The 26,401-nt window shown below is 65.1% G+C and carries 27 protein-coding genes and 1 tRNA gene; 17 read left to right on the forward strand and 11 right to left on the reverse strand.

The window, feature by feature from the left end:
- Positions 1 to 50 precede the first annotated feature (50 nt).
- Entirely contained in the window at positions 51 to 1,673 is a 1,623-nt protein-coding gene (gene mdlC, locus I6F24_RS17440) for a benzoylformate decarboxylase (protein WP_036028606.1), read from the forward strand.
- A 96-nt stretch (positions 1,674 to 1,769) separates the two neighbouring features.
- Here mdlC and I6F24_RS17445 read toward each other — a convergent pair whose 3' ends face one another.
- The gene (locus I6F24_RS17445) at positions 1,770 to 2,546 is read right to left on the reverse strand and encodes a glucose 1-dehydrogenase (RefSeq protein WP_036028604.1); all 777 of its coding nucleotides are present in this window, start codon (positions 2,544 to 2,546) and stop codon (positions 1,770 to 1,772) included.
- Positions 2,547 to 2,622: 76 nt separating this feature from the next.
- Here I6F24_RS17445 and I6F24_RS17450 point away from each other — a divergent pair, with 76 nt between their 5' ends.
- Positions 2,623 to 3,081, forward strand: a complete 459-nt coding sequence (locus I6F24_RS17450; protein WP_050996046.1) for a MarR family winged helix-turn-helix transcriptional regulator — start codon at positions 2,623 to 2,625, stop codon at positions 3,079 to 3,081.
- Positions 3,082 to 3,245: 164 nt separating this feature from the next.
- On the opposite strand, the gene I6F24_RS17455 is transcribed toward I6F24_RS17450, so the two are convergent.
- Positions 3,246 to 4,040, reverse strand: coding sequence for an SDR family oxidoreductase (locus I6F24_RS17455; RefSeq protein ID WP_036009739.1), 795 nt, complete (start codon positions 4,038 to 4,040; stop codon positions 3,246 to 3,248).
- A gap of 44 nt (positions 4,041 to 4,084) precedes the next feature.
- Entirely contained in the window at positions 4,085 to 4,780 is a 696-nt protein-coding gene (locus tag I6F24_RS17460) for a hemolysin III family protein (RefSeq protein WP_036009743.1), read from the reverse strand.
- Positions 4,781 to 4,965: 185 nt separating this feature from the next.
- Between I6F24_RS17460 and I6F24_RS17465 the strand changes: the two genes are divergently transcribed.
- Together I6F24_RS17465 and I6F24_RS17470 are read left to right on the forward strand one after the other, a co-directional pair.
- Positions 4,966 to 6,435 carry a YcjX family protein gene (locus I6F24_RS17465; protein ID WP_225151131.1) on the forward strand — a complete coding sequence of 490 codons (1,470 nt, stop codon included), beginning with the start codon at positions 4,966 to 4,968 and terminating at the stop codon, positions 6,433 to 6,435.
- Entirely contained in the window at positions 6,432 to 7,460 is a 1,029-nt protein-coding gene (locus I6F24_RS17470) for a TIGR01620 family protein (RefSeq protein ID WP_225144223.1), read from the forward strand. The genes I6F24_RS17465 and I6F24_RS17470 overlap by 4 nt, the downstream gene beginning before the upstream one ends.
- 19 nt (positions 7,461 to 7,479) lie before the next feature.
- Here the strand turns inward: I6F24_RS17470 and I6F24_RS17475 are convergent, their stop codons facing one another.
- Both I6F24_RS17475 and I6F24_RS17480 read right to left on the reverse strand, forming a co-directional pair.
- Positions 7,480 to 8,295 (reverse strand): DUF2927 domain-containing protein, encoded by an 816-nt coding sequence (locus I6F24_RS17475; protein ID WP_225113924.1) that lies wholly within the window; start codon positions 8,293 to 8,295, stop codon positions 7,480 to 7,482.
- A 71-nt stretch (positions 8,296 to 8,366) separates the two neighbouring features.
- Complete coding sequence (locus tag I6F24_RS17480) at positions 8,367 to 8,945, reverse strand: L,D-transpeptidase (RefSeq protein WP_036009766.1); 579 nt, start codon at positions 8,943 to 8,945, stop codon at positions 8,367 to 8,369.
- Positions 8,946 to 9,205: 260 nt separating this feature from the next.
- Between I6F24_RS17480 and I6F24_RS17485 the strand changes: the two genes are divergently transcribed.
- The 6 genes from I6F24_RS17485 to I6F24_RS17510 all read left to right on the forward strand — a co-directional run bounded on the left by I6F24_RS17485 (position 9,206) and on the right by I6F24_RS17510 (position 13,915).
- Entirely contained in the window at positions 9,206 to 10,753 is a 1,548-nt protein-coding gene (locus tag I6F24_RS17485; RefSeq protein WP_036009752.1) for an acetolactate synthase large subunit, read from the forward strand.
- Positions 10,754 to 10,905: 152 nt separating this feature from the next.
- Positions 10,906 to 11,424 (forward strand): hypothetical protein, encoded by a 519-nt coding sequence (locus I6F24_RS17490; protein ID WP_036009755.1) that lies wholly within the window; start codon positions 10,906 to 10,908, stop codon positions 11,422 to 11,424.
- Positions 11,425 to 11,599: 175 nt separating this feature from the next.
- A complete protein-coding gene (locus I6F24_RS17495) occupies positions 11,600 to 11,938 on the forward strand; it encodes a hypothetical protein (protein ID WP_225144222.1) in 339 nt (112 codons plus the stop codon).
- Between the two features lie 136 nt (positions 11,939 to 12,074).
- A complete protein-coding gene (locus I6F24_RS17500) occupies positions 12,075 to 12,578 on the forward strand; it encodes a hypothetical protein (RefSeq protein ID WP_225144323.1) in 504 nt (167 codons plus the stop codon).
- Positions 12,579 to 12,633: 55 nt separating this feature from the next.
- The gene (greA, locus tag I6F24_RS17505) at positions 12,634 to 13,116 is read left to right on the forward strand and encodes a transcription elongation factor GreA (protein ID WP_036009784.1); all 483 of its coding nucleotides are present in this window, start codon (positions 12,634 to 12,636) and stop codon (positions 13,114 to 13,116) included.
- Positions 13,117 to 13,240: 124 nt separating this feature from the next.
- The gene (locus tag I6F24_RS17510) at positions 13,241 to 13,915 is read left to right on the forward strand and encodes a hypothetical protein (RefSeq protein ID WP_225126682.1); all 675 of its coding nucleotides are present in this window, start codon (positions 13,241 to 13,243) and stop codon (positions 13,913 to 13,915) included.
- A gap of 48 nt (positions 13,916 to 13,963) precedes the next feature.
- On the opposite strand, the gene I6F24_RS17515 is transcribed toward I6F24_RS17510, so the two are convergent.
- Positions 13,964 to 14,737 (reverse strand): SDR family NAD(P)-dependent oxidoreductase, encoded by a 774-nt coding sequence (locus I6F24_RS17515; protein WP_225144221.1) that lies wholly within the window; start codon positions 14,735 to 14,737, stop codon positions 13,964 to 13,966.
- A 288-nt stretch (positions 14,738 to 15,025) separates the two neighbouring features.
- Here I6F24_RS17515 and I6F24_RS17520 point away from each other — a divergent pair, with 288 nt between their 5' ends.
- The 4 genes from I6F24_RS17520 (at position 15,026) to I6F24_RS17535 (ending at position 20,032) form a co-directional block, all read left to right on the forward strand.
- A complete protein-coding gene (locus tag I6F24_RS17520; RefSeq protein WP_225142086.1) occupies positions 15,026 to 18,058 on the forward strand; it encodes a GAF domain-containing protein in 3,033 nt (1,010 codons plus the stop codon).
- A 14-nt stretch (positions 18,059 to 18,072) separates the two neighbouring features.
- Positions 18,073 to 18,462: a response regulator gene (locus tag I6F24_RS17525; protein ID WP_036009791.1), complete on the forward strand. Its 390-nt coding sequence runs from the start codon at positions 18,073 to 18,075 to the stop codon at positions 18,460 to 18,462.
- A 117-nt stretch (positions 18,463 to 18,579) separates the two neighbouring features.
- The gene (locus I6F24_RS17530) at positions 18,580 to 19,419 is read left to right on the forward strand and encodes a universal stress protein (RefSeq protein WP_036009793.1); all 840 of its coding nucleotides are present in this window, start codon (positions 18,580 to 18,582) and stop codon (positions 19,417 to 19,419) included.
- A 70-nt stretch (positions 19,420 to 19,489) separates the two neighbouring features.
- Positions 19,490 to 20,032, forward strand: a complete 543-nt coding sequence (locus tag I6F24_RS17535; protein ID WP_036009795.1) for a 2'-5' RNA ligase family protein — start codon at positions 19,490 to 19,492, stop codon at positions 20,030 to 20,032.
- A 28-nt stretch (positions 20,033 to 20,060) separates the two neighbouring features.
- Here I6F24_RS17535 and I6F24_RS17540 read toward each other — a convergent pair whose 3' ends face one another.
- From I6F24_RS17540 to I6F24_RS17555, 4 genes are all read right to left on the reverse strand, one after another.
- Positions 20,061 to 20,399 carry a hypothetical protein gene (locus tag I6F24_RS17540; RefSeq protein WP_156446969.1) on the reverse strand — a complete coding sequence of 113 codons (339 nt, stop codon included), beginning with the start codon at positions 20,397 to 20,399 and terminating at the stop codon, positions 20,061 to 20,063.
- A gap of 390 nt (positions 20,400 to 20,789) precedes the next feature.
- A tRNA-Val gene (locus I6F24_RS17545) sits at positions 20,790 to 20,864 on the reverse strand.
- Positions 20,865 to 21,024: 160 nt separating this feature from the next.
- Positions 21,025 to 22,338: a hypothetical protein gene (locus tag I6F24_RS17550; RefSeq protein ID WP_225151133.1), complete on the reverse strand. Its 1,314-nt coding sequence runs from the start codon at positions 22,336 to 22,338 to the stop codon at positions 21,025 to 21,027.
- 120 nt (positions 22,339 to 22,458) lie between these two features.
- Positions 22,459 to 23,064 (reverse strand): DUF1134 domain-containing protein, encoded by a 606-nt coding sequence (locus I6F24_RS17555; RefSeq protein WP_036009799.1) that lies wholly within the window; start codon positions 23,062 to 23,064, stop codon positions 22,459 to 22,461.
- A gap of 139 nt (positions 23,065 to 23,203) precedes the next feature.
- On the opposite strand from I6F24_RS17555, the gene I6F24_RS17560 reads away from it, so the two are divergent.
- Positions 23,204 to 23,689 carry a YHS domain-containing (seleno)protein gene (locus I6F24_RS17560; protein ID WP_109145210.1) on the forward strand — a complete coding sequence of 162 codons (486 nt, stop codon included), beginning with the start codon at positions 23,204 to 23,206 and terminating at the stop codon, positions 23,687 to 23,689.
- Between the two features lie 10 nt (positions 23,690 to 23,699).
- Here I6F24_RS17560 and I6F24_RS17565 read toward each other — a convergent pair whose 3' ends face one another.
- Positions 23,700 to 24,530, reverse strand: a complete 831-nt coding sequence (locus tag I6F24_RS17565; RefSeq protein ID WP_109145209.1) for a 3'(2'),5'-bisphosphate nucleotidase CysQ — start codon at positions 24,528 to 24,530, stop codon at positions 23,700 to 23,702.
- A gap of 198 nt (positions 24,531 to 24,728) precedes the next feature.
- Here I6F24_RS17565 and I6F24_RS17570 point away from each other — a divergent pair, with 198 nt between their 5' ends.
- On the forward strand, positions 24,729 to 25,382 hold the full coding sequence (locus I6F24_RS17570) for a histidine phosphotransferase family protein (protein WP_036009803.1): 654 nt from the start codon (positions 24,729 to 24,731) through the stop codon (positions 25,380 to 25,382).
- Between the two features lie 196 nt (positions 25,383 to 25,578).
- Positions 25,579 to 26,401, forward strand: an 823-nt coding sequence (locus tag I6F24_RS17575; RefSeq protein ID WP_225151135.1) for an Hpt domain-containing protein, incomplete at its 3' end; no start/stop codon positions are given.

A 26,401-nucleotide genomic window follows, 5' to 3' on the forward strand; every position in this document is an offset into this window, starting at 1 on the left:
ATGACGGGGTGAGGCTGCTACCCTCAATCAACAACACGGGGACGGAAACCATGGCCAGGAACGGCAAGACCGGCAGCAAGCCCGTCACCGTGAAGCAGGCGACGCTCAACCTTCTGCGCGCCTTCGGCATCGACAGGGTGTTCGGCAACCCTGGTTCGACCGAACTGCCGTTCCTGAGCGACTGGCCCGACGATATCGACTACGTGCTGGCGCTGCAGGAGGCTTCCGCCGTCGGCATGGCCGATGGTTATGCGCAGGCGACGCGCAATGCCGGGTTCGTCAACCTGCATTCGGCGGCCGGCGTCGGCAACGCGCTCGGCAACATCTACACCGCGCATCGCAACCAGACCCCGCTAGTGATCACCGCAGGCCAACAGGCGCGCTCGATCCTGCCCTTGCAGGCGTTCCTCTATGCCGAGCGCGCCTCCGAGTTTCCGCGACCTTATGTGAAATACAGCGTCGAGCCGGCAAGGCCGGAGGACGTGCCCGCCGCGATCGCGCGGGCCTATTACACCGCGATGCAGCCGCCGTGCGGGCCGACCTTCGTGTCGATCCCGATCGACGACTGGGCCCATCCCTGCGCGCCGGTCGAGGCGCGGAAAGTGAGCCGCGAGATCGGCCCTGAGCTGGAGCCGATGAAGGCGCTGGTTGCGGCGCTCGCCTCAAGCAAACAGCCTGCGCTCGTCGTCGGCCCGGGCGTCGATCGCGCCGGCGCGGTGGATCTGATGGTGCGCGTTGCCGAGAAGGCCAAGGCGAGCGTCTGGGTTAGCCCGTTCTCGGCACGCTGCTCGTTCCCCGAGAGGCATCCGCAATTCGCAGGCTTTCTGCACGCCTCGCCGGCGCAGTTGTCCGATGCACTGCGCGAGCACGATGTCGTCGTCGTCATCGGCGCGCCGGTGTTCACCTTCCATGTCGAGGGCCATGCCGCGATCTTCGACCGCGGCGCGACCATCTTCCAGATCACGGATGACGCGGATGCCGCCGCAGTGACGCCATCGGGCACCAGCATCATCGCGACGATGAAGCCAGCGCTCGGCCTGCTGCTCGACCTGCTGCCGGAGAGCAAGCGCGCGGCGCCAAAAGGCCGCACGCTGCCGCCGGCGCCGCAGCCCGCCGATCCGCTGCCGGTCGAATTCCTGCTGCATTCGCTGTCGCGGGCGATGCCGGATGACGCATCACTTGTCGAGGAAGTGCCCTCGCACCGGCCGGCGATGCAAAAATTCCTGCCGATGCGCGGCCAAGACAGTTTCTACACCATGTCGAGCGGCGGCCTCGGCTATTCTCTACCCGCCGCCGTCGGTATGGCGCTCGGCAAGCCGAAGCAGCGCACGGTGTGCCTGATCGGCGACGGCTCGGCGATGTATTCGATCCAGGCGCTCTGGACCGCCGTGCAGCGCAAGCTGCCGCTCACAATCGTCGTCATCAACAATTCCGGCTACGGCGCGATGCGCTCGTTCAGCCAGGTGATGCAGGTGCGCAACGTACCGGGGCTGGAGCTGCCGGGGATCGATTTCGTGCGGCTTGCCGAAGGCATGGGCTGTCATGCGGTGCGGGTGACGAAGGCCGCGGAGCTGGGCGAAGCGCTGAAGCGCGGCATGGCGTATGCGGGCACGAGCCTCGTTGAGGTCGTCGTGGATTCCGCAGTGCCTGTGCTGTACGGGCAGAAGCATTGACCGTGTCGTAGCCCGGATGGAGCGCAGCGTCATCCGGGAATCCTGCCACAGGCGAGTCGGCCCTGGATTGCGCTGCGCTCCATCCAGGCTACGACATCACGACGCCAAAAAACCTCCGTCGGCCGCGAGCACATGCCCGACGACATACGACGACGCATCCGACGACAGCCACACCACGGCCTCGGCGACCTCCTCCGGGCTGCCCATCCGCCGCAGCGGCAGGCCTGCGCTGACCGTCGCCACATCGCCGACGCCGGCGCGCAGCATCATGTCTGTGACGACGCGGCCGGGCGCGATCGCATTGATGCGAATGCCGCGCGGCGCGTTCTCCATCGCCGCCGAGCGCGTCAGCGAGATCGCGGCGGCCTTTGAGGCCGAGTAGAGCGAAAAGCCTGGATTGGGATTGCGCACCCCGCTGACGGAGGTGTTGACGACGATGCTGCCGCGCCCCTGCGCCAGCATCGCCGGCAATTGATGGCGCAGGCAGAGGAACAGCGCGCGGACATTGGTGTCGAACACGCTGTCGTAGATCTCCGTGCCCTGCTCCTCCAGGGGCGCGCGGCGCTCCTGGAAGCCGGCATTGTTGAAGGCAACGTCGAGCCGGCCGCAGCGCCCGACGGCTGTGCCGACGAGGCGCGCGACCTCGTCTTTCTTCGTGATGTCGGTCTGAAGCGCGATCGCCTCCGTGCCGAGCTCGCGGCACGCGGCGGCGGTGGCCTCGATCTCGGCCTCGCGCCGGCCGGCGACGACGATCGCTTCCGCCCCTTCGGCCGCCATCCTCAGCGCCGTTGCGCGCCCGATGCCGCTGCCGCCGCCCGTGATCAGGCAGACCTTGCCGCTCATGCGCTGACCGGTCGGCAAGGCTTCGCTCATGGTCCACTCCAAACACTTGCGCGCGCCGCTGCGCCCATATAGTTGTATGATACAACGATATGGGGCGAGTCAAGCCATGGCCGAGCTTTCGCTGATTGACGACATCCGCGCCGCCTCGCGCCTGATGGTGCGCGAACTCGGCTTCATGGACGCCACGGTGGCGGCCTCGGGCTATCCGCCCTCGGCGGTCCACACCATCCTGGAGATCGGCATTCGTGGCCCCATGACGTCGGGCGAGCTCGGCGATTTCCTGCGGCTGGAGAAATCCAGCGTCAGCCGTCTGGTGCGCAAGCTGATCGATTGCGGCGAGCTCAAGGAGACGCCGGACGAGGCGGATGCGCGCAGCAAGCTGCTGTCGCTGACGGCGAAGGGCCGGCGCACGCTGGAGGCCCTCCACGCGTTCGGCCGGCAGCAGGTGCGCGGCGCGCTGGCGGCGCTGACGGAAGCCGAGCAGCGCACGGTGTGCGAGGGCATGATGCTCTATGCGCAGGCGCTGCGCGCGAGCCGGGTGGGGGAGACGGTGGCGGTGGTGTGATGCGCGAGGTTGCTGAAGCTGCTTCTACACGCTCGGTGTCATCGCCCGCGCAGGCGGGCGATCCAGTACTCTGAGACGGTTGTGGTTGAGCCGACAGGGGCGGCATACTGGATGCCCCCGCCTCCGCGGGGCATGACAGCGTCTAGCGTGGGAGCACCTAACGGTCACTTCCCGAACTCCTCCCGCATCTTCGCCTGGATCTTGGCCATGCCGCCGATCCAGCGGTCGTAATTCTCGGTCTTCTTGCGCATGTAGCCGAGCACTTGCGGGTGCGGCAGGATCAGGAACGTCTCCTGCTCGAGGCCGGCGAGCACGTCTTTCGCCACTTGCTCGGGCGTCAGGTCGCCGTCGCCGGATTGCGGGCCCTTGGGAATCGAGCGCAGCATGTTGGTGTCGACACCCTGCGGACACAGGATCGAGACCTTGATGTTGTGGGCCTTGTGCGAGATCGCGAGATTCTCGGCAAAACCGACCGCCGCGTGCTTCGTCGTCGAATAGGCCGGGCTGCCGACCTGCGACAGCAGGCCCGCGGCCGAGATGGTGTTGAGGAAATAGCCGCCGCCGCGCGCCCTCATCCGAGGGACGAGATGCCGCGCCGCATAGACATGCGCCATGACGTGGATCGCCCAGCTGCGCTGCCAAGGCTCGTCGGAAGCGCCACCGGCGTTCTCCGACATTGGATCGAAGCCGCCGCCGATGCCGGCGTTGGAACAGAACAGCGCGATCGGGCCGAACTGCCGCTCGGTCTCCTCGATGACGTGGACGATGTCCTTTTCCTGCGCGACGTCGCATTTGAACGCGGCGCCATCGACCATGGCCGCGACCGCTCGCGCATTGGCCGCGTCCATGTCCGCGACCACGACCTTGGCCGCACCCGCATTGTGAAAGGCCTCGCACAGCGCCTTGCCGATGCCGTTTGCGCCGCCCGTGACGACCACGACCTTGCCGGTCACCTGCATGCGACGTCTCCTCTCGTCTTCTTATACCGCTTCGCGGAAACTTCTCAGCTCAACACGAGGTCGAGCACCGCGGTATAATGACATGCCGCGCCGGCCAAGACAAAGCCGTGCCAGATCGCATTCTGAAAGCGCAGCCGCCGCCAGGCGTGGAAGATCACGCCGAAGCTGTAGAGCAGGCCGCCGGCAAGAATGAAGCCCAGCACCAGCGTGGGCAACGCCCTGACCACGGCATCGTAGAGCATCATGCCGCTCCAGCCCATCGCGAGATAGATGCCGACCGAGACGCGGTCGAACCGGCCGGGATAGAGCAGCTTCAGCACGATGCCGAGGATTGCGACGCACCAGACGCCGGCCAGCAGCACCAACGCGAACACGCTGTCCTTCAGCTCCAGGATGAACGGCGTGTAGGTCGCGGCGATCAAGAGATAGATCGCGGAATGGTCGAAGCGGCGCAGCAGCCATTTGGCCGGCGAGACCGGCCAGAGATTATAGGTCGCCGACAGCACCAGCATCGAGAGCAGGCCGGCGACATAGACGGAGACGCCGACGATGTCGGTGGCGTCGGCATAGACCGCCGTCAGCACCACCAGCACCGTCGCGGCAATGATGCCCGCGAGCACGCCGATCCCGTGGACGATGCCGTCGGCGATCAGCTCGGCGCGATCGTAGTCCCAGCCGATCGCGTCGGCTGCGGCGTGGACGGAAGAGGATGCAAGCTGCTTCAACTGGAAGACGGTCATGGCAATCCGCAAAGGCTCGAGGCAATGCCCTCTAGATGGGTGTTTCAGGACCGGCGGGTCGTTCAAACGGCTGATTTGCCGAGAAAGGCGGTGGAAGTATGAAAGCTTGAATTTCTTCAGGCAATTGCCACTTTTGTGACTAATCCGTTTTGCGTATCCCTCGCCCGAGATCCCCTCACGTTCATATGGCATTCAGTTTCCAGGATATGGTCGAGGAAGCGCGGCTGTCGGCGCGGGCGCTGATCGACTATGGCGAGCACTTCTTCAACCCGACGGTGCGGCTTGGTGTCACCGGTCTGTCGCGCGCCGGTAAGACCGTATTCATCACCGCGCTGATCCATGGACTGACGCGTGGCGGCAGGTTTCCGGTGTTCGAGGCCTACGCCTCGGGCCGGATCGCGCGGGCGCACCTGGCGCCGCAGCCGGACGATGCCGTGCCGCGCTTTGCATATGAGAGCCATCTGCGCGCGCTGATCGAGGAACGGCGCTGGCCGAGCTCGACCATGGACATCAGCGAGCTCAGGCTCGTGATCGACTACCAGCGCCCGAACGGCGCCGACCGCACGCTGACGCTCGACATCGTCGACTATCCCGGCGAATGGCTGCTGGACCTGCCGCTGCTCCACAAGAGCTACGAGCAATGGTCGGCGGAGAGCCTGGCGCTGTCGCGCGAGGCGCCGCGTGCGCATCTCGCGGCCGAGTGGCACAGTCATCTCGCGACGCTCAAGCCCGAAGCGCGCGAGGACGAGCAGGCGACGCTGACGGCCGCAAAGCTCTTCACCGATTATCTGCGCGCCTGCCGCGACGAGCGGTTTGCGATGAGCCTGTTGCCGCCCGGTCGCTTCCTGATGCCCGGCAATCTCGCCGATACGCCGGCGCTGACCTTTGCGCCGCTGGACGTGCCTGCGGGCGGGCAGGCGGGTGAGGGATCGCTGTGGGCGATGATGGTGCGGCGCTTCGAAGCTTACAAGGACGTCGTGGTGCGGCCGTTCTTCCGCGATCATTTCGCGCGGCTCGACCGTCAGATTGTGCTGGCTGATGCGCTCGCCGCGTTCAACTCCGGCCCCGAGGCGCTGCACGATCTCGAAGCCGCGCTCGCCGGCATTCTCGACTGCTTCAACACCGGCCGCAGCACGATCCTCTCCAGCCTGTTCCGGCCGCGCATCGACCGCATCCTGTTCGCCGCGACCAAGGCGGATCATCTGCATCATTCCAGCCACGACCGGCTCGAGGCGGTGCTGCGCCGCGCCGTCTCGCGCGCGGTCGCGCGCGCGGAAAACACCGGCGCGGCGATCGACGTCGTCGCGCTCGCCGCCGTGCGCGCCACGCGCGAAGCGCAGGTGGCGCATGGCCGTGACAAGCTGCCGTCGATCCTGGGAACACCCGCCGCAGGCGAAAGCGCCGGCGGCGAGTTCTTCGACGGCAACACCGAGGTTGCGACCTTTCCGGGCGATCTTCCGCTCGATCCCGAACCGCTGTTCAATGGGACGGATGCGTTCCGCGGGCTCGCGTCGGAGGCGGCCGGGAACAGCGATTTCCGCTTCCTGCGCTTCCGCCCGCCGAAGCTCGAACGCGAGGGTGCCGACGAGCCGACGCTGCCACACATCCGCCTCGACCGTGCCTTGCAGTTCCTGATCGGAGACAAGCTGTCATGACCGAGCGATCCAAGCCACGGCGGCCGGCGACGTTCCGGCTCGACGATCCCGGCGTCGTCGTCGCCGAGGCCGACGAGACCGGCCGTCTCGGTCGCGCCACCATCCAGATCACGCCGGAGCCCGACCCGGCGATGCTGCCGGTGCCGGTGCAAGCCGCAGTCCCGGCGCGGCGCGGCTTTCCCTGGGGCACTCTGTTCTGGTCGGGGCTCGCCGGATTGACGCTGCTCGGCACCGGGCTCGGCGTGGTCCATCTGGTCGAGGATCTGTTCGCGCGCAGCCAGACGCTCGGCTTCGTTGGACTTGCCTTCGCCGCCGTCACCGCGCTGGCGCTTGCGGTGGTGATCGGGCGCGAGGCGTTCGGTCTCGCGCGTCTTGCGACCATCGAGAAGCTGCACCAGCGCGCAGCTTCCGTGCTGGCCAGCGACGATCGCAAGGAGAGCCGGGTCATCGTCCAGGACCTGCTCAAGATCGCGCACCAGAACCCGCAGCTGGCGCGCGCCCGCGCCACGCTGGAGAGCCATGCCGGCGAGATCATCGACGGCGCCGACATGATCCGTCTCGCCGAGCGCGAGCTGATGTCGCCGCTGGACGCCGAGGCGCGGCGGCTGGTGTCGTCGGCCGCGCAAAAGGTCTCGATCGTGACGGCGGTGAGCCCGCGCGCCGCCATCGACGTGCTGTTCGTGTTCGTAGCGGCACTGCGCCTGATCCGCCAGCTCGCTTATCTCTATGGCGGCCGCCCCGGCGCGCTCGGCATGATCCGCCTGCTTCGCCACGTCATCGCCCATCTCGCCATCACCGGCGGCATGGCCGCGAGCGACAGCCTGGTGCAGCAGATGCTCGGCCACGGCATCGCGGCGAAGCTGTCGCAGCGCCTGGGTGAAGGCGTGCTGAACGGGCTGCTGACCGCGCGGCTGGGATTGGCCGCGATCGATGTGACGCGGCCGCTGCCGTTCGCGGCCCTGCCGCCGCCGAAGCTGTCGGATCTGGCGACGGATCTGCTGCGGAAGAAGGACGCCGACGAGTAGATCGCTCCCTTAGACCGCCTCACTCCTTCAGATTATTCGCCCGTTTCACCCAGGCGCGCACGTCCTTGAGGACGGCGGGAAGCACGGTCTTGACCTCCGCCACGGTCATGCCCGCCTTGATGCGGGGATCGTACAGAAGGTTGAGGATGTACTGGTCGTAGACGTCGAAATAGCCCATCGAGACGTTGTCGTTGAACATGGTCCAGGGCACGCTCGTGGTGTCGTTGATCGGCCCGAGCGATTGCAGCAGCTCCTCATAGGCGCAATCGAGGAAGGTGAAATCGCCGTTGTCGACGGTGAGGATGACGTCGGAATGCTCGATCTCGAAATTGTCGTTCTTGCGGAAGCCGGACAGGCATTGCGGATCGAGCGAGGAGCGGATCTCGCGCGCCTTCTCGGCGCCGTAGAAGCTCGAGATGGTGCGGAAGAGATCGCGGTCGCGCACCAGCTTCACGCGCACATTCGCCGCTTCGTTGGTGTCGATCATGGCGATGTCGAGATGCTGCACGCGCTTGCCGATGTCGGCCACGACCTTGGCGAGCTGCGTCTTGCGATCCTCGCGGTCGCTCTCGGCGTAGACGCGTACCGGCCCGTCGAACTTGCGGATGCGGTCGACGCGGCCGGCAAGATGGTATTCGGCGCCGAATGCCGTCTTCAGGAAGCCTTCAATGATCTCGCCGTCGGTGAAGCTCTTCTTCTCGGCGCGCTGGCGCGAGGACACCGCGGGCAGCTCGGCGGCGGCAGCCATGGGTGCGATGTCAGGCGCGCAGGCGAGCGTCGCGAGGGCCAGCAGGGCGAAGCGAAAGCCGGGCGAGGGCGGGACGAATGCGCTCATCGTGCTGTGACGCTGCCGCATTCGCCCCGCGTGCACAAGAGCGCAAATTCACGCGCCGCGCGGGTTCCTGGTCAGTTGTTCAGCACCACCACCGGGGTGCCGATCGAGACGCGGCTATAGAGGTCGGTGACGTCGTCGTTGGTCATGCGGAAGCAGCCCGAGGAGACGGCCTGACCGATCGTCTCCGGCTCGTTGGAGCCGTGGATGCGGTACAGCGTCGAGCCCAGATACATGGCGCGGGCGCCGAGCGGGTTGTCGATGCCGCCCTTCATGTGGCGCGGCAGGTCCGGCCGGCGCGCCAGCATCTGCGAGGGCGGCGTCCAGTCCGGCCATTCCCTCTTGGCGGTGATCCTGTGCACCCCGGCCCAGCGGAAGCCGTCGCGGCCGACGCCGATGCCGTAGCGCAGCGCCTGCCCATTCCCGAGCACCAAATAGAGCCGCCGCTCGGCGGTGTTCACCACGACGGTGCCCGGGGCGTAGCTGCCGTTATACATGACGGTGGTGCGGGGGATCGGGCTCGCGCCGCCGCGGCCGATATAGCTGGTGGAACTGGTGCCCGTGAAGTCTATCATCCCCGTCGCGGACGCGTCGGCTGCGCCAGCCAGCAGCAGCGCCATTGCGGCCATCGGTGCGGCAAAAAACCGGATCATCATCTCCCCCAGAAAAAAAATCGATTCAACCGGACCCAGAGGCCATATTTGCGCGCGTTTCGCAAGCCACGGGCCCGTGAGGGTCGCATCGTTAACGACTGACGTTACCAAATCGCAACTGCGCCAATTTGCTGGAAAGCGTTAGCCAAACCGGCGTCTCACCACGCGGGGCAGGGCCGCAATGCCCGCTATTGCTTTGACGCGCCGCGCGAACAATGATTGACCGAATGGATCACTGGCAGGTTGCGGGAGCAGACAGAATGAACGGTGCGGAAAGCCTGGTGCGGACGATGGTCAAGGGCGGGGTGGACGTCTGCTTCACCAACCCCGGCACCTCCGAGATGCATTTCGTCGCGGCGCTCGACCGTGTCCCCGGCATGCGCTGCGTGCTCGGCCTGTTCGAAGGCGTGGTGACGGGCGCGGCCGACGGCTATTTCCGCATGAAGGGCACGCCGGCCTCGACCCTGCTGCATCTCGGCCCCGGCCTCGCCAACGGCCTTGCCAATCTGCACAATGCCAAGAAGGCCAATTCCGGCATCGTCAACATCGTCGGCCAGCACGCCGTCTACCACATCGGCTACAACGCGCCGCTGACCTCCGACATCGAAGGCCTGGCCCGGCCGATGTCGTCCTGGGTCCGCACCTCGCCGGATGCCAAATCGGTCGCCGCGGACGGCGCCGCCGCCATTGCCGCCGCGAAAAGTGCGCCGCCGCAGATCGCGACCCTGATCCTGCCCGCCGACACCGCCTGGAACGAGGCCGACGGAATCGCCGAGGTTCCGGCCGAGCAGCAGCGCGCCAGCTATTCGCCGCAGGCGGTCGAGCAGGCCGCAAAGATCCTGCATGGCGACGGCGAAGGCACGCTGCTCCTGATGACCGGCAGCGCGCTGAGCGCGCAGGGTCTGGCGCTGGCCGAGCGCATCGCCGGCAAGACCGGCTGCACCGTGATGGGCCCGACCTTCCGTCCGAAGATGGCGCGCGGCCGTGGCCGTTTCTCGATCGACCGCATCCACTACGTCATCGATCAAGCCCTGCCGATGCTGGCGAAATTCCGTCACATCGTGCTGGTCGAGTCCGACGACCCCGTGGCGTTCTTCGCCTATCCGAACAAGCCGAGCATGCTCAAGCCGCAGGGCTGCGAGGTGCATCGCATGACCTCCTGGGGCGAGAATTCGGTCGCCGCGCTCGAGGCACTCGCCGGCGCCGTGAAGGCCAGCACCAGGGACGTCAAGCCGCAGGCTCTGGCTGAGCTGGTCAAGCCGACCGGCGCGCTCACCTTCGCCTCGATCGCGCAGGCCATTGCCTGTGCGATCCCCGAGAACGCGATCATGGTCGACGAATCCCTCACCACCGGCCGCGGCTTCTTCCCGCCGACGGCGGCGGCCGCCCCGCACGACTGGCTGCAGAACATGGGCGGCTCGATCGGCTTCTCGACGCCGCTGTCGATCGGTGCCGCGATCGCCTGCCCGGACCGCAAGGTGATCACCATGGTCGGCGACGGCAGCGCGATGTACACGATCCAGTCCCTGTGGACCCAGGCACGCGAGAACCTCGACATCGTCACCATCGTGTTCGCCAACCGCATCTACCAGATCCTGCGCGGCGAGTTCGACAATGTCGGCGCCGGCGAGCCCGGCCAGCGCGCCAACGACATGCTCCGCCTCGACCGCCCGACCCTGGACTTCGTGGCGCTGGCCAAGGGCATGGGCGTTCCCGGCCGCGCCGTCACCAACGCCGACGAGTTCAACAAGGCGCTGGCAGAGGCCGTCGCCGAGCCCGGCCCGCGCCTGATCGAAGTTCAGATGTAGACCGGACCGATTGCGCCGCGAATTCCGGTCTCATGTAGCCCGGATGGAGCGTAGCGTAATCCGGGGCTGGTGTGTTTTGCGAGAGTCCCGGATTGCGCTACGCTTCATCCGGGCTACCAACTTGGCGCGCACGTGATGGGCCCGGAGGCACGATGCAGACCGAGCTGAATAAGGTGATCGCGGCTGTCAGGGACTTCTACGCCCACGAGGGTTTCCTGTTCGAGAAGGACGTCGGCGAGCGGGCGGTCACGCACCGTTTCGCGGTGCATCTCGAAAAGCAGTTCTCGGGCTGGTCGGTCGACTGCAATTACGACCGGCTCGGCGAGCGCACGCTGCATCTGCCGCACGGCACCATCATCTCGACCGACGACCATCTCGGCAAGTCGATCTACCCCGATGTCGTCGTGCATCAGCGCGAGATCCCGAACAATCTGCTCGCCGTGGAGATCCGCAAGGCGAGCAACCACACGCCGCTCGATCACGACCAGCACAAGCTGCGGGCGCTGACCGACGTCCATGTCTGGTTTCCCTATTGGATCGGCCTGCTCCTGGTGCTGGACAGGCAACATGTGACGATGTCGGAGGTCTATGTCAGCGGTGCCGTCGACGAGCCGCTGTCACGCTGGTTCGCCTCGCGACTGGAGGAGACCGGCCGCGCAGCTCGCGCATAGCCGAGCGCGCCATTGCGCACCTGCGCACGCTGCGATGTCGTGAGGCAGACCATGCCGGGAGTGTGACCCCCACCACAGTTCCGGCGTGCGATCGGGCCTATCGTGGGCGGACTTGCACGCGTCGATGCCGGGGGCCTACGCTGGCTCATTCGGATCAGGTATTTTGGAGGTTCTGATGCAGAAATCATATTTGCTGGCTGCGACGGCAGCGCTGATGCTCATGATGCAATCGCCGCTCGCGCTGGCGCAGGGCGCGCCGGCCGCGGGCGGAACCGCTGCGCCTGCCGCGACAAGCACTGCGCCGGCTGCGACGACCACGGTGCCAAGCGCGACCACCGACACGTCCAGCCAGCCCACTGACGGCAAGAAGAGCGCGTCGAAGAAGCCGGCGAAGAAGAAGATGACCCGCCAGCAGGAGATCGATCATTCGGTCGACACCGGCACCGTGCCGGCGCGCTATCGCAGCTCGGTGCCCAAGCGGTACCACCAATACATTCCGTTCGCTAAGCAGTAACGGATCGCACCGTGGCGCGACGTGATCGAACGTGGTGCCGCCGATCATTCGGCGGCGTCCGGCCCTCCATTGCGCCACATCGCCGGTGGCGGTCTGCGCGAGCGGTGCTAGAGTAGGCCGAAGCCCGGGGGGAATGATGAGCGACGAGGTGAAGGATGCCGGCCTTGTGGCCATGATCAGCAGCATCCTGGGAAGCAACAAGCGCGCAGACCCTGTTGCACCGCCTCCGCTCGCCGAGGTCCCGCCGATCGTGCCGGCGGATCCCGTGGAGCCGGCCGCGACGTCCAGGTCCGAGTCCAAGTCCGAGTCCGGATCCGATGCGGCCGAAGCCGAGAGCGCGCCCGATGCCGCAGCGGCCGCCGCCGAGCCGGCCGAGCCGCCCGCGCAAATCGCAACCACGCGGGACGGCAAGCGGCTGCTGCCGGCGGAGGCGATCGCCGATCTCGTGCTCGGCGAGCTGCGCAAGCTGGACAACTTCCCGAGTTCCGGCGTCTCGGTCACGGTCTACGGTTACCGGCACTGGAACGCGATGCTCACTTTCGCGCCGTTCTCCACCAGTTTCCAGAACGCAACCCGGTTCCGCCAGGCCGTGCCGGACCTCGTCTTCAAGCTCCGCCGTTTCGTCGAACTTGAGATATAATCTCGGTCGTCGGCGCCATGGCGTCGCAAGCGAAACAGTTCGACAGGATCTTCAATTGAGCGTCGCCTTCACCAAGGAAGAGAGCGCCGAAACCGCGTCCGAGACGCTGTTGCCGGACCGCCCGATCTCGCCGCATCCGAACCTCGTGACGGAAGCAGGCTTCAACGCATTGCAGGCGCAGCTCGCCGAAGCGCGGGCGGCCTATGAAGCCGCGCAAGCCATCGAGGACGTCAACGAGAAGCGACGGCAGTCCGCCGTGCCCCTGCGCGATCTCCGCTATCTCACGGAACGCTTGCGTACGGCGCAGGTGATGCCCGATCCTGTCGCGACCGAAATCGTTGCGTTCGGCAGCACCGTGAGCTTCAGCCGCGCTGACGGCCGCGTCCAGACCTACCGCATCGTCGGCGAGGACGAAGCCGATCCCAAGGCCGGCTCGATCTCGTTCGTCGCGCCCGTCGCGAGGTCGCTGATGGGCAAGGCGGTCGGCGACGTCGTCGGTTCAGGTGCGCAGGAGATCGAGATCCTGTCGATTGCGTAGGGGTGCGCAAGCCGAGGTGAGTTGCGTGGCAAAGAGCGCCATCGACAGCCTCAATCCCATTCGCCTAAAGCAGATCCGGAACAGCGCGAGGCCGTCGTCTCCGCCAAACGAAGTTGATGATTGGATGAGACGGTTTTTGTCTGGAGCCTTGCCGTTCTATGCGCTGGCGGGCCTCGCCATGTGCATGTACCTCGTTCTCTACAGGACGAGCCTGTTCGACCTGAACGCCATCGTCCATGGCGCGGCCGGGTCGGCATGGTTTCCAGCCTTCATGTTCGCCTGCGTGCTGGTGGAAGCGGTCTTCCCGTATTTCGGCTATTTTCCCGGCACCGCCCTCATCCTGATGTCCGTGGCGCTCAGTCCGAAGGCCGTGGATGGCTCCGTCTTCCTCGCGGCGTGGCTCGCCATCATCCTGGGCGCCGTTCTCAGCTATGGACAAGCGCGTTTCTTCAGGCCGTTTCTGCAGCGGGTGGCCTCGAAGGCGGCCTTGCGCCGATGCGAGTCCCTGTTCGACGCCTATGGCCGCTATGCGCGCATTGCCTTGTTCGTTCATCCCAACGCCTGTTCGATGTATTTCACGGCCCTCGGACTGCTCGGCCGCAGCCTGACGCGCGAGCTCGCTTATCTCTGCGTGGGTGCCGCGGCCGCAGTGGGCATTCTGTTCGTCATCGTATCCCGGCTGGTGTCGTCCATCGGCCCCACCGACAACGGCGAATTGCAGGTGCTGCTGGCAGCCGCGCTGGTCGCCATGGGGACACTGATCGGTCTCTACACGGCCTGGCGGCCGAAGGCCGCCTGAAGCCTGCTTCGTCATTGCGAGTCTGCAATGACAACGAATCGTTGTGCGTCACTCCTCCGGCAGCTCGACGCCCGTCAGCTCGGTCAATTTGCCGATGAGCCGGTCCTGAAACCTCGGATCGGTCGCCTCACGGGCCGGCTCTTGCTGCTCGAGATGATGCCAATAGCGGCCGCTCACGAGGGCCGCAGGATCCTCGCTGACTGCCAGCCAGGTCTGGGTCCGTTGCCCGGTGTCGATATCGACAGGGGCGCCCGCGCCTCCCATCTTCGTGCGCACCCAACCGGGATCGACGGCGTTGCAGAGGACGTTGGGCCACCGCCGCGCCAGCGCGTAGGCGAGCGCGACGACGTGCAGCTTGCTCTCGGCATAGGCCGTGGCGGCGTTCCAGGCCCGCTTGGTCCAATCGAGGTCGTCGAGCGAGCCCTCTCCGCCGCGGTGCAATCCGCTGCTGAGATAAATCAATCGAGCGGGCCGCGCGATCAGAGCCGTCAGCGTGAACGGCGCAAGCGTGTTGATGGCCAGCGTCTCGGCATGGCCTTCCGGCGTCGCGCCGCGGCTCGGCCGCGTGTAGACGCCGGCATTGTGAATGACCGCATCCATGCGCCCGATCGCGTTGATATGGTCCGCGATGCTCCGCGTCTCCCCCGCGCTCCTGAGATCGCCGATCACCAATCCCTTCGCACGCGAAGTGAGGCCGCCGAGAGCCGTGGCACGATCGGCTGAACGCGCGTGCAGCACCACGCGGTGCCCCTGATCGAGCAGCGATTGGGCCGCCGCCCGGCCGAGGCCATCGGTGCTGCCGGTGATGAATATGGTCGCCATGGGGCTCTCCTAGGTGTTTCGGGACGCAATCTACGGCGCTCGCGGCACGTGGGTCCCGCGATCCCCCTGGCGCCAGCACCAGGCGGACCCGAGGTAAATCGGCCTCCAGCGGCATTGTGTGAAACTTGCCGCTTCGGTCGATCACGAGGACGAATTGACGCGTAGTCGATCGAAAATCAACTCACGGTATGTCTGGTCGGAAGCACCTGATGGTGAAATAATTCCCGGCGCTTTCTTGATTAAATTTTGACGTCGGCCGCGAACCGGCTGCCGACACGGATTGTCATCATGGCCGCGCTTCCTCAGGGCGTTGTGGCGGAATTGCAGCAGGAGAACGCGCGGCTCCTGGCCGAGTTGCGCGCCGCACAAGATCGCGAGACCGCCACCGCGGACATTCTCAAGATCATTGCCAGCTCGCCATCGGAGGTGAAGCCGGTATTCGATGCAATCGCGAGGCGCGCAAATGCCTTGCTCGGCGGCTTTTCGACGACCGTATTCCGCTTCATCGACGGCAATGCCCACTTGGCGGCGTTCACGCCGACGAATTCTGCCGCCGATGAAGCTTTGAAGAAGATGTTTCCGCGTCCGATCACCGATTTCGAGAGTTTTGCGAGGACACAGGCGGGCAAGGTGGTGCCGACCCCCGATACGGAAGCGTTGACGAACGAGATCAAATTCATCGCGCGCGCCCGCGGCTTTCGCAGCATGTTGTTCGTTCCGCTCGCGACTGGCGGCGTGGTGATCGGCATGATCAGCGTCACGCGGGCAGAGCCGGGGGCCTTCGCTCCGCATCACGTGCAGCTTCTGCAGACCTTCGCCGACCAGGCCGTCATCGCCATAGAGAACGTGCGGCTGTTCGACGAGGTGCAGGCGCGTACCGACGACTTGCGGGAATCGCTGCAGCAGCAGACCGCGACCGCCGATGTGTTGAAAGTCATCAGTCGCTCCGCGTTCGATTTGCAAACGGTTCTCGACACGCTGACGGAATCGGCGGCGTCGCTGTGTGGGGCCGACATGGCGGCAATCCTCCGGCAGGACGCCGATGGCTCCTTCTATCACGCAACTCGGTACAATTTCTCGCCGGAGTGGGCCAAGGTCTCGGCGGGCGTTCGGCTCAATGCTGGACGCGGTAGCCTCGTTGGGCGCGTCCTGCTGTGCGGCAAGGCTGTTCAGATTCCGGATGTCCTGGTCGATCCCGACTATGCCTATCCCGAGCAACAGAGGGCCGGCGGTTACCGCACCCTTCTGGGCGTACCCCTGCTGCGGTCCGGAGAAGTGATCGGCGTGCTATTCCTGGGCCGCAAGACCGCGAACTCGTTCACGGACAAGCAGATCGACCTGGTCTCCACTTTCGCTGATCAGGCCGTGATCGCGATTGAGAATGTGCGGCTGTTCGATGAGGTCCAGGCGAAGACGCGCGATCTCGCCGAATCGCTCCAGCAGCAAACTGCGACCGCCGACGTGCTGAAGGTGATCAGCCGCTCGACCTTCGACCTGCAAACCGTGCTCGACACGCTGGTCGATTCGGCGGCACGGCTGTGCGAGGCGGAGATGGCCTTCATCATGCGCCGCGAGGGCGATGAATATCAGGCCGGAGCAGCGGTCGGGTTTTCCGAGGACTACATTGCCTTTCTGCGGGCTCATCCGATCGCTCCCGGCCGGGGCACGGTCACGGGTCGAGCCGTCCTCGAACGCCGTCCGGTGCAAATCCTCGACGTCGCTGCCGATCCCGAATACGGCCTGGAGGCGTCGATCACGATCGCTGGTCAGCGCACGGCGCTCGGTGTTCCCCTTCTGCGCGAAAATGAGCCGATCGGCGCGATCGTGGTCGCCCGCAAGCGCGTGCAGCCCTTCACCGAAAAGCAGATCGAACTCGTCGCCACCTTTGCCGACCAGGCGGTGATCGCCATCGGCAATGTGCGTCTGTTCGAGCAATTGAATGAATCGCTGGCGCGGCAGACGGCAACGTCGGAGGTGCTGGAGATCATAAGCGCTTCATCGGGCGCGCTCGCTCCGGTCTTCCACAAGATGCTGGAGAATGCGACGCGAATTTGCGGCGCCGGCTTTGGCACCATGAATCTGTACGAGGAGGGCGGCTTTCGCACGGTCGCATTGCACAACGCGCCGCAAGCTTATGTCGATACCCGGCTCTACCAGAACATTCGCCCACATCCCGCGAGCGGGCTCGGCACCGTCGAGAAGAGTCATCAGACCGTTCATATCGACGACATCAGGACGCAGCCGCCCTATATCGAAGGCAACCCCAATGTTCGCGCGCTCGCTGACCTTGCCGGCGCAAGGACCCTCGTCATCGTTCCCATGCTCAAGGAAGATGAGCTGATTGGCACGATCACGATCTTCCGCCAGGAAGTGAAACCCTTCACAGACAAGCAGATCGAGCTCGTGTCCAACTTCGCACACCAGGGCGTGATCGCGATCGAGAATGCACGCCTGCTGAATGAACTGCGCGAGCGCACCATGGAATTGTCGCAATCGCTCGAGGAATTGCGAAATACGCAGGATCGGCTGGTCCAGACCGAGAAGCTTGCCTCGCTCGGGCAACTCACCGCCGGCATTGCGCACGAGATCAAGAACCCGCTCAATTTCGTCAACAATTTTGCTGCGCTGTCCTCCGAACTGACCGACGAGCTCGGCGACGCGCTGCGCTCAGCCGGCCTCGGCGAGGTGGAAAGGCAGGACATCGACGCGCTGATCCACATGCTGCAAGGTAACCTGGAAAAGATCGTGCAGCACGGAACGCGCGCCGATTCCATTGTCAAGAATATGCTTCTGCACTCCCGCGAGGGGTCCGGCGAACGCCGCGCGGCGGAGATCAACGCCATCCTCGAAGAAAGTCTCAACCTGGCCTATCACGGAGCCCGCGCTGAAAGAGCCGGCTTCAATATCACGCTTGAAAGAAAACTCGATCCGTCTGCGGGAGCCCTCGAGCTGTATCCGCAGGAAATCACGCGGGTGTTCCTCAATCTGGTTTCAAACGGTTTCTACGCGGCCAGCAAACAAAAGGAGGTCGTCGGTGACGGCTTCGAGCCAAGACTGCGTGCGACGACCACAGACCTCGGCGGCGCCGTCGAAATTCGCATTCGCGACAATGGCACCGGCATCCCGGCCGACGTCAGAGAGAAGATATTCAATCCATTCTTCACGACCAAGCCGGCCGGCGAAGGAACTGGCCTTGGGCTTTCGATCTGCCACGACATCATCGTGAAGCAGCACGGCGGCAGCATCGAGGTCGATACCGAGCCGGGCGAATATACCGAGTTCATTATTACGCTGCCGCGTACGCGGGCGGCACCATTGTAGAGCGGAGGCAGAAATTGAGCGTCTATATCATGGTGGTCGACGACGAGCCCGATGTCGAGGCGCTGTTCCGCCAGCAGTTTCGGCGCGATCTGCGCGCCGGTCGTTTTCTGATGGAGTTTGTATCCTCGGCGCCCCTGGCATTGCAGCGCGCGGCCGAGATTGCGGATGCCACCCTGATTCTGATCCTGTCCGACATCAACATGCCCGGAATGAGCGGACTGGAGATGCTGCCTATCGTGCGCTCGGCCCGCCCCGATGTACCGGTTATCATGATCACGGCCTACGGTGATGCCGAGACCAAGCGCAAGGCGCTGGAGAAGGGCGCCGCCGACCTGTTAACCAAGCCAATCGACTTCGCCGCGCTGCGCCAGGAGATCGATGCGAGGCTTGAGCAGGCCGCATGATTGCAACCGTTGACGGTGGCAAACCAGAGCGGCTCGCAAAGTGAAGCTGTTGCAGACGCCGCCCCAATTGAGAGCATGCATCCACCGTCAATCTTCGTCAGAAAATCGAGATTCGAAATGAAGACGCTCCTGGTCCCGCTTCAGAATATTCCGATGATGACAGCTACGCTCGCTGTGGCCGTAGGCCTAGCGCGTCGCTCCGGCGCCTATATCGAAGGCTTTCCACTCCGGTTCGGCATCCCTCAATATGCGGCCGCCGAATTGGCCACCGGCATTCTCCTGGACACGTATCAAGTGAAGAGCGAAGCCGAACTGAACGACATGCGCAACTTTTTCGAAGCATTCATGCTGAAGCATGATGTTCCCCGCGCCACCGCAGGGTCGAACCCGCCATGCTTCGGCTGGCTGGAGACCGCGCCTGAGGGCGAAGACTTTGTCGGAAGTTATGGGCGCGCTTTCGATCTGATCGTGATGGCGCGGTCTGACATTGATGCGGTGGGCCCTCACCGCCGCGCGATTGAGTCCGCGCTGTTTGAGAGCGGCAGGCCCGTTCTACTGGCGCCGTCGAATGGACCAAGAAGCGTCGCAACAAACATTATGATCCACTGGAACGGGAGTACCGAGCAAGCTCGGGCAAACGCATTTGCCATGCCGTTGCTTCGTCTGGCCGAAAGGGTATCGATCCTAACCGTTGTCGGCGGCCAAGCGGTGCCAGGACCGTCTGCCGGTCAGATCGCTCGGCAACTCCAATACAATGGCATTGCGGCCAGCTTGATCAGCGTTGAGCTGGACGGGCGCGAAACTGGTGAGGCGGTCCTCGATGCCGCCAGGGCACACGGTTGCGATCTATTGATCAAAGGAGCCTTCACCCGCACGCGGCTACGGCAGATGATATTCGGTGGAGCGACCAGCTATATCATGGAGCACGCGGATATCTCCGTCCTTATGGCTCACTAGCGCGCAAAAGGCCTGGTTTTATCGCCATTGGTGAGGCAAAAATCCATTGCTTTACAGAGCAACCAAGCGCATGGCTTTGGCTATCAACATTCGGTCCGACCATTCCTCCGCAGAGCGCATCGAAGCCTTGTGGGATGAAGTTGCCGCGTTTGAGAGCCAGCCTTCGATGAGGGGGCTCGGTTATCGGCCGCATTTCACATTCGCCATTTATGATGCGCCCGAGATTACCGCGAAGACCGCGTGGGAGACCATGCTCCGCGCAGTTGGAGGCGAAGGGCCATTGCAGGTCGCGTTCAGGCGAATTTGTTGGTTCGCAGGTCCGCCGCTCGTGCTCTGGGCGGAGCCGGAGTTCGATGAAACGCTCGTTTGGTGGCACGCTTCCATCAACGCTGCAATCGATCCAGCCTTGTGTCGGCTGCATTATCGGCCGGAAAACTGGCGACCTCATTGCACGCTCGGCACACAAATCGCCGACGCAAAGCGCGATGACGCGATCGCTTTCGCGCAGTCATTCAGCGGCAGCATCAGCGTGCTGTTCGACGTCGTGGATTGCGTTTCTTTTCCGCCAGTGCGCGTGGTTGCGGAGCAGAGATTGCCGGTTCGGTCTCCATGAAGTGGTGATCATTCGTCGAGCCCGCAGATCATTTGTAATCGATCCGGATCGAGCCGACCTTCTCATCGTGCCGGATGAAGCCTCCCTCGACCCCTGGCATCATCGCAATTTCGACGACGTTGCTCCCGCGCCAGCTGGGTAGTATCTCCGCGTGACCGGCGAAGCCGAGGAATGCGTGGTTGCGATCAGGTGAAAAGGTCCGGTCCATCGGTGCGATGCTCGCATATGTGGAATCCGGAACCGTTGCGTTGCATTCCTGCCTGAAGACGAACACGGCCTTGGTGCCGTCGGGCGACCGCGTCGAGCTCAGGACCACGTTGCGGCAGCTGGCAAATCCTTCGAGTGCGAACCAGATGAGACCAACCATGGCCGCGATTCCGATGCCGGCCACAGCAAGCACCGCGATCGCGATTCGTATCCAGAGTTTCGAAGGAGGGCGAGGGAGCGTCATCCAGCTCATCCCTGAATCTCTAAGCCGGCGATGCCGTGCGGGCCCTCAGGCGCAGCATGCTCATCAAGCGTGCGCCCCTCCCGATGATGCCATCATGCCCCTGTTTTGCCCGACGGAGCAAGGAAAATTCGGAAAAGTCGTAACCCTTTGATCCGACTGAGGTCGGCTACTGTGCATGGGGTTGTTTTCGAATTTTTGACAGAGCGGAAGCAAGACCCGCAGTCCGTCTACGCTCTTCGAGCTACGCCGAACACGCTTCGCTGCCATTGGGGGTGGCTGCGCCACGCGAAGCCTTTTGGCGAAGCGTGGTGGGCGCACAAGGGATCGAACCTTGGACCTCTCCCGTGTGAAGGGAACGCTCTCCCGCTGAGCTATGCGCCCGGGACCATCATGCAGGCGGCCGCAACCTTAGGCCGGCCGGCACATCGGAGCCCGCGATTTAGAAGTGCCGGCCCAAGGTGTCAAGTTTTCAAGCCGTCGCCGGGGCGGAAAACCTTGGTCAGGTCGCGCCTTCCGCAGGGGAAGCCGGATTTTTGGCCGGTTACGCGCCCTGCTGGCGGGCGCGGGAGGCGTGGGCCTGGAGCGCGCGGATGCGCTCGGCGAGCGTTCCGCCGCCTTCGGGCAGGCGGGGCGCAGAACCGCTGCTGGTCGCGGCGCCGTTGGTCGCGGCATCGTTGGCCGGGCGCGGCGCCGGCTTCGGCGGCTGGCCGGCCTCGGCCGCGAGCAGCGCCTCGATCGGCGAGTTCGGGCCTTCGAGCTGCATCGCGAGTTTTGCCACCTCGGCCGCGATGTCGTTGATGCGCTCGCGCAGAAGCGCGTTCTCCATGCGCTCGGTCGCCCAGGAACTCTCGGCCTGCTGCTGGATCGCGTTGATGTCGCGCTGGAGTTTCGCGCGTTCGTCGCGTGCGCTGCGCAGCTGCTCCTCCAGCGCGGCCTTTTCCGCGCGCAGCTGCTCCATCGCAGCCGACGACTTGCCGCCGCTGAGGCCCGCGATCTCGACGCGCAGCTCCTTGATGGTGCGCTCGTTGGCCTCGTTGGCCTGGCGCAGCTGGTTGTTCTCGTAGTCGCGCTCGGCGAGCAGCTTGCCCTGCGTGGCAAGGCGTCCTTCGAGATCGGCGACGCGGCTCGACAGCATCTCGGCCTCCTTGACCTGCACGATGAGCTGGCGGTCGAGCTCGGTGACGCGCTGGCTCAGATTCTCGACGCGGCCGCGCGCCTCGGCGAGCTCGCGCGAGGCGGCCTCGGATTCGGTGCGCTCCTGTGCGAGGCGCGCTTGCGTGGCGGCAAATTCCTTCTCGGCATCCCCGACCCGGTGCTTCAATTCCTCGATCTGCGCGCGCACTGCGACCAGCTCGACCTGGCGGCTCTCCGCCATCATCGAGCGGTCGGACAGTTCGGAGTTGATCTTGGCGAGCTCGGCCTGCTTGTCCGTCAACGCGATCTCGGCTTCGCGCAAGGACGCCGTCTTGGCGGCGAATTCCTCCTCGGTGGCGCGAAGCTGCTCCTTCACCGCCTTCTCGCGCGCCTCCAGCGCGAAGATGGTGGCGTTCTTCTCGCCGAGCTCGATCTTCATGCGGTTGATGGCGTCGCTCTTCTTGCCGAGCTCGGCGAGCTGGCTCGTGGTCTTGTTCTTGAGCTGCTCGACGCTCATCTCGAGCCGCCGCGCGGACATGGCGAATTCGGCGCGGAGCTGGTCCTTGTCGGCCTGGATCTCGGCCATCGAGAGCGGGGTGGCGGCCTCGAGCCGGCGCGTGGTCAGGCGCACCGCGCGGTTATGCACCAGCGGCACGATCGCAAGCCCGCACAGCATCGAGAGCAGGAAACCGATCGCCAGGTACATGATCGGTTCGACCATGGGCCAGAACTCCCAAGCTTAAGGAAAAATTCACCAACGACAATGCCATGGCGGGCCGGCAGAAAGCCAGCCCCGCTCTGTCGTTAACCTTGATCGGTGGGCAGTGGGGAGGACGTGGGCCTAGAACGGGTTCCAGGTCGCCCGCGGGGTGTATTTGAGATAGCCGATATTGGCGCCGAGGCGCAGGCCGAGCCCGGAGCGGATCGGCACCAGCACGATGTTGTTGGAGGTCAGCGCCGTCATGCCGAAGCCGCCGATGATGTAGGCCGAGCCGTCGATGCCGGCGAAGCGCTGGTAGATCGCGTTGGTGGCCGGCAGGTTGTAGACCAGCGTCATGGTGCGGGCGCCGTCGCCGCCCCAGTCGAAGCCGAGCGAGGGGCCCTGCCAATAGACGCGCAAATCGCCGGCGTTCTTGGTGTAGAGCGTGCCCTCGCCATAGCGCAGGCCGGCGACGAAGGCGCCGGAGCCTTCCTCACCCAGGATGTAGCCGTTCGGCAGGCCCCATTGGCTGACCGCCTTCTCGATGATCGAGGCGAGCCCGCGCGAGACGTTGCCGAAGAAGCGATGGCCGGCGGTGACGAGCTCGTCCGGCCCATAGGTATTGGGCGTCGGGGTCCGCTGCGGCGGCGGCAGGTCAGGCGGCGGCGCCTGCTGGGCGGAGGCCGGCACGATCCAGCCGATCATCGCGGCAAGCGCGAGCGCAGCAAGGCGTGATGCGAAAGTCATAAAAGAACCCCTGGTACCGAATCCGGTCGCTTCCTTAACCTCACGCCAACAGGCATGGCCCTAGGTTGCGCCGGATGTCCCCTCGACTCGGATGTTATCCGCAGCAACTATGACGGCACAACGGCAGGAAGATAGCCCTTTGCGCCCCGGAATTGCCTTGATCGCCCGCCGCCTCTGCCTGCTGGCGGGCATTTGGATCCTCGGTGCCGGCGGACCGACAGGGGCCGCCACCACCGAGCGGATCGTCGTCAACCGCTTCAGCGGCGTCGCCATCGAGGGCTTCGACCCCGTCGCTTATTTCGTCGCCGGCGCGGCCGTGCAGGGGACGGCGGAGTTCGAGGCGAACCTCTGGGGGGCCGTCTGGCGCTTCCGGAACGAGGGCAACCGCGCCTCTTTCCAGGCCCATCCCGAAATCTACGGACCGCAATTCGGCGGCTACGATCCGGTCGATATCGCCCGCGGCGTCACCGTCCCCGCCAATCCGCATTTCTTCGCGATCGTGGCGCAGCGGCTCTATTTGTTCAGCCGGGAAGACAATCGCGACGCCTTCGTCGCCGATCCCGAGCGCTTCCTCTATGAGGCGGGCAAGCGCTGGCCGGCCCTGCAGGAGAAGCTCGGGCAGTAACGAGCCCTGGTCAGTCGCAGCCTACCGCCTGCGGGTCGCCCCACGCGATGAATTCCGGGATGATGAAGCCGGTATCGCTGCGCTGGCCAAATCGGAGCTCGCCGCCCTTGCCGTCGGTCACCTTGCCGCCGGCCGCGGTCACGACCGCGCAGCCGGCTCCGACGTCCCATTCCGAGGTCGGCCCGAAACGGGGATAGATGTCGGCGCCGCCTTCCGCGATGCGGCCGAATTTCACGGCCGAGCCGCACGTCATCCTGACGGCATTGGGCCTGTCGGCGATGAACGCCTCGCTTCTGGCATCGCCGTGCGAACGGCTCACTGCGGCGATCCAAGGCTCCCCGCGCGCCGGCAGCTTGCGGGTGCGGATCGGCTCGGCGGCGGCGATCGTCGCGCCGTTGAACCTCACGCGCTCGGCACCGCGGCCGACGATGCCGCGCCAGAGCAGCCCGAGTGCGGGCGCGCTCACGATGCCGAGCACCGGCACGCCTGACGTCACGAGGGCAAGATTGACGGTGAACTCGTCGCGGCCGGCGACGAACTCCTTGGTCCCGTCGAGCGGATCGATCAGGAAGAAGCTGCCCTGGAACGGCGGGGAGGCGAGCTGGGTCCGCTCCTCCGACAGCGTCGGAACGTCGCCCGCGAGCTGCGCGAGTCCGTCCGCGATGATGCGGTCGGCGGCAAGGTCGGCCTCGGTCACCGGCGAGCCATCCTGCTTGCCGTCGATCCGCATGGCCGCGCGGTTGACGGCGAGGATCGCCTCGCCCGCCTTCACCACCAGCGCAGTCAGCGGCTCCATCAGGCCGGCAGCGGCCGCTCCGTCAATGATCCGTTTCACCTGCATGCCTCATCTGTCGGCAATATCGTTCCTCGTCCACTGATTCGCCCCGATCGATTCGCCTGGGCTTATGGCCGCCTCGAACCGATCGCAAGCTAGCTGCCGCGGGGCTGCGAATGTTAGAACCCGCAGCATCCGTCAAGCATGCGTGATTCGCGGCGTCCAGCGCCGTGCAATTCCAGGAACCCTCCAGGACCCCATTATATGTCTGACGCTTCGTCGCCCGCGACCACTGCCGCTCCCGATATGCTCGAACTCGCCGCGCTGCTGTGCTCGCGGGTCTGCCACGATCTCATCAGCCCCGTCGGCGCCATCGTCAACGGGCTCGAAGTGCTCGACGACGATCCCAAGCCCGAGGACCGCGAGTTCGCGCTCGACCTGATTCGCAAAAGCGCCAAGACGGCCTCCGCCCGGCTGCAGTTCTGCCGCCTTGCCTTCGGCGCGGCCGGCTCCTCCGGCGCGCAGATCGATCTCGGCGATGCCCACACCATGGCGAAGGGCCATATCGAGGACGGCAAGTGCTCGATCACCTGGAATCTGCCGCGGCTGCTGCTGCCGAAGAACCGCGTCAAGCTGCTGCTCAACATGCTGGTCGTCGCCCAGCACACGATCCCGCGCGGCGGCATGCTGACGGTCGATCCGGTCGGCGAGGGCGAGGTGATGAGCTTTCGCATCACCGCGACCGGACACAATGCACGCCTGCCGCAGAACATCTCCGAGCTCCTGAGCGGCGAGCGCGGGCCGGCTGCCGATGCGCATGCGATCCAGCCTTATTATACGCGGCTGCTCGCGCAGGCCTGCGGGCTCACCGTGACGCTCAAGCCGGAAGGCGAAGCCATCATCGTTACCGCTTCGTAAACGGCGCGTCGCGCCCGACCTCTTAATCGATTCTTTACGAGGCGCTTCGGCTTGTTCGGAGCGCCTTATCTCTTTGTTGGTGCCGTTCTTTTGCACATACTCAACCAATATTAAACGCTTTGCGGTGAAGCTGGCCCCATTCCGAAATGGCGCATCACGCCTCGTGCGCGCCCTTCCTGTATGAAGGCCTGTTTTCATGGATGATCTGTTGCGGGAGTTTCTGACGGAGACCAGCGAGAGCCTGGACACCGTGGACAATCAGCTGGTGAAGTTCGAGCAGGAGCCGAACAACGCCAAGATCCTGGATAACATCTTCCGCCTGGTCCACACCATCAAGGGCACCTGCGGCTTCCTCGGCCTGCCGCGGCTGGAAGCGCTGGCGCATGCCGGCGAGACCCTGATGGGCAAATTCCGTGACGGCATGCCTGTGACTGCCGAGGCGGTGACGGTGATCCTGTCCTCGATCGACCGCATCAAGGAGATTTTGGCCGGCTTGGAGGCGACCGAGGCCGAGCCGGAAGGCAACGACCGCGATCTCATCGACAAGCTGGAAGCGATGGTCGAGCAGGGCATGGCCGCCATGTCAGGCTCGGCGCAGCCGATGCCGACTGCCGGCACTGCTGCTCCCGTTGCCGATGCACCGCCGCTGGTGCCGGAAGCGCCCGCCGCTGCGTCCGCACCCGCCAAGGAGATGACCATGGGCACGCTGGTCGATCAGACCCTGGAGCGCCCCTTGCGTCCGGGCGAGGTTTCGCTCGACGAGCTCGAGCGCGCCTTCCGCGAGACCGCGATCGAAGCGCCGGTGCCCGTTGCTCAGGCTGAGGCAAAGGCCGAGCCCGCGCCAGCTGCTGAAGCGCCCGTGGCGAAGGAAGCCGCAAAGCCCGCCAAGGAGAAGGCCGCGCCGAAGAAGTCGATGGCCGACGAGATGGCGGGCGAGGGCGACCGCATCGCCAACCAGTCGATCCGCGTCAACGTGGATACGCTGGAGCACCTGATGACCATGGTCTCCGAGCTGGTCC

The sequence above is a fragment of the Bradyrhizobium sp. BRP23 genome, assembly GCF_020194135.1.
Lineage (GTDB): Bacteria > Pseudomonadota > Alphaproteobacteria > Rhizobiales > Xanthobacteraceae > Bradyrhizobium > Bradyrhizobium yuanmingense.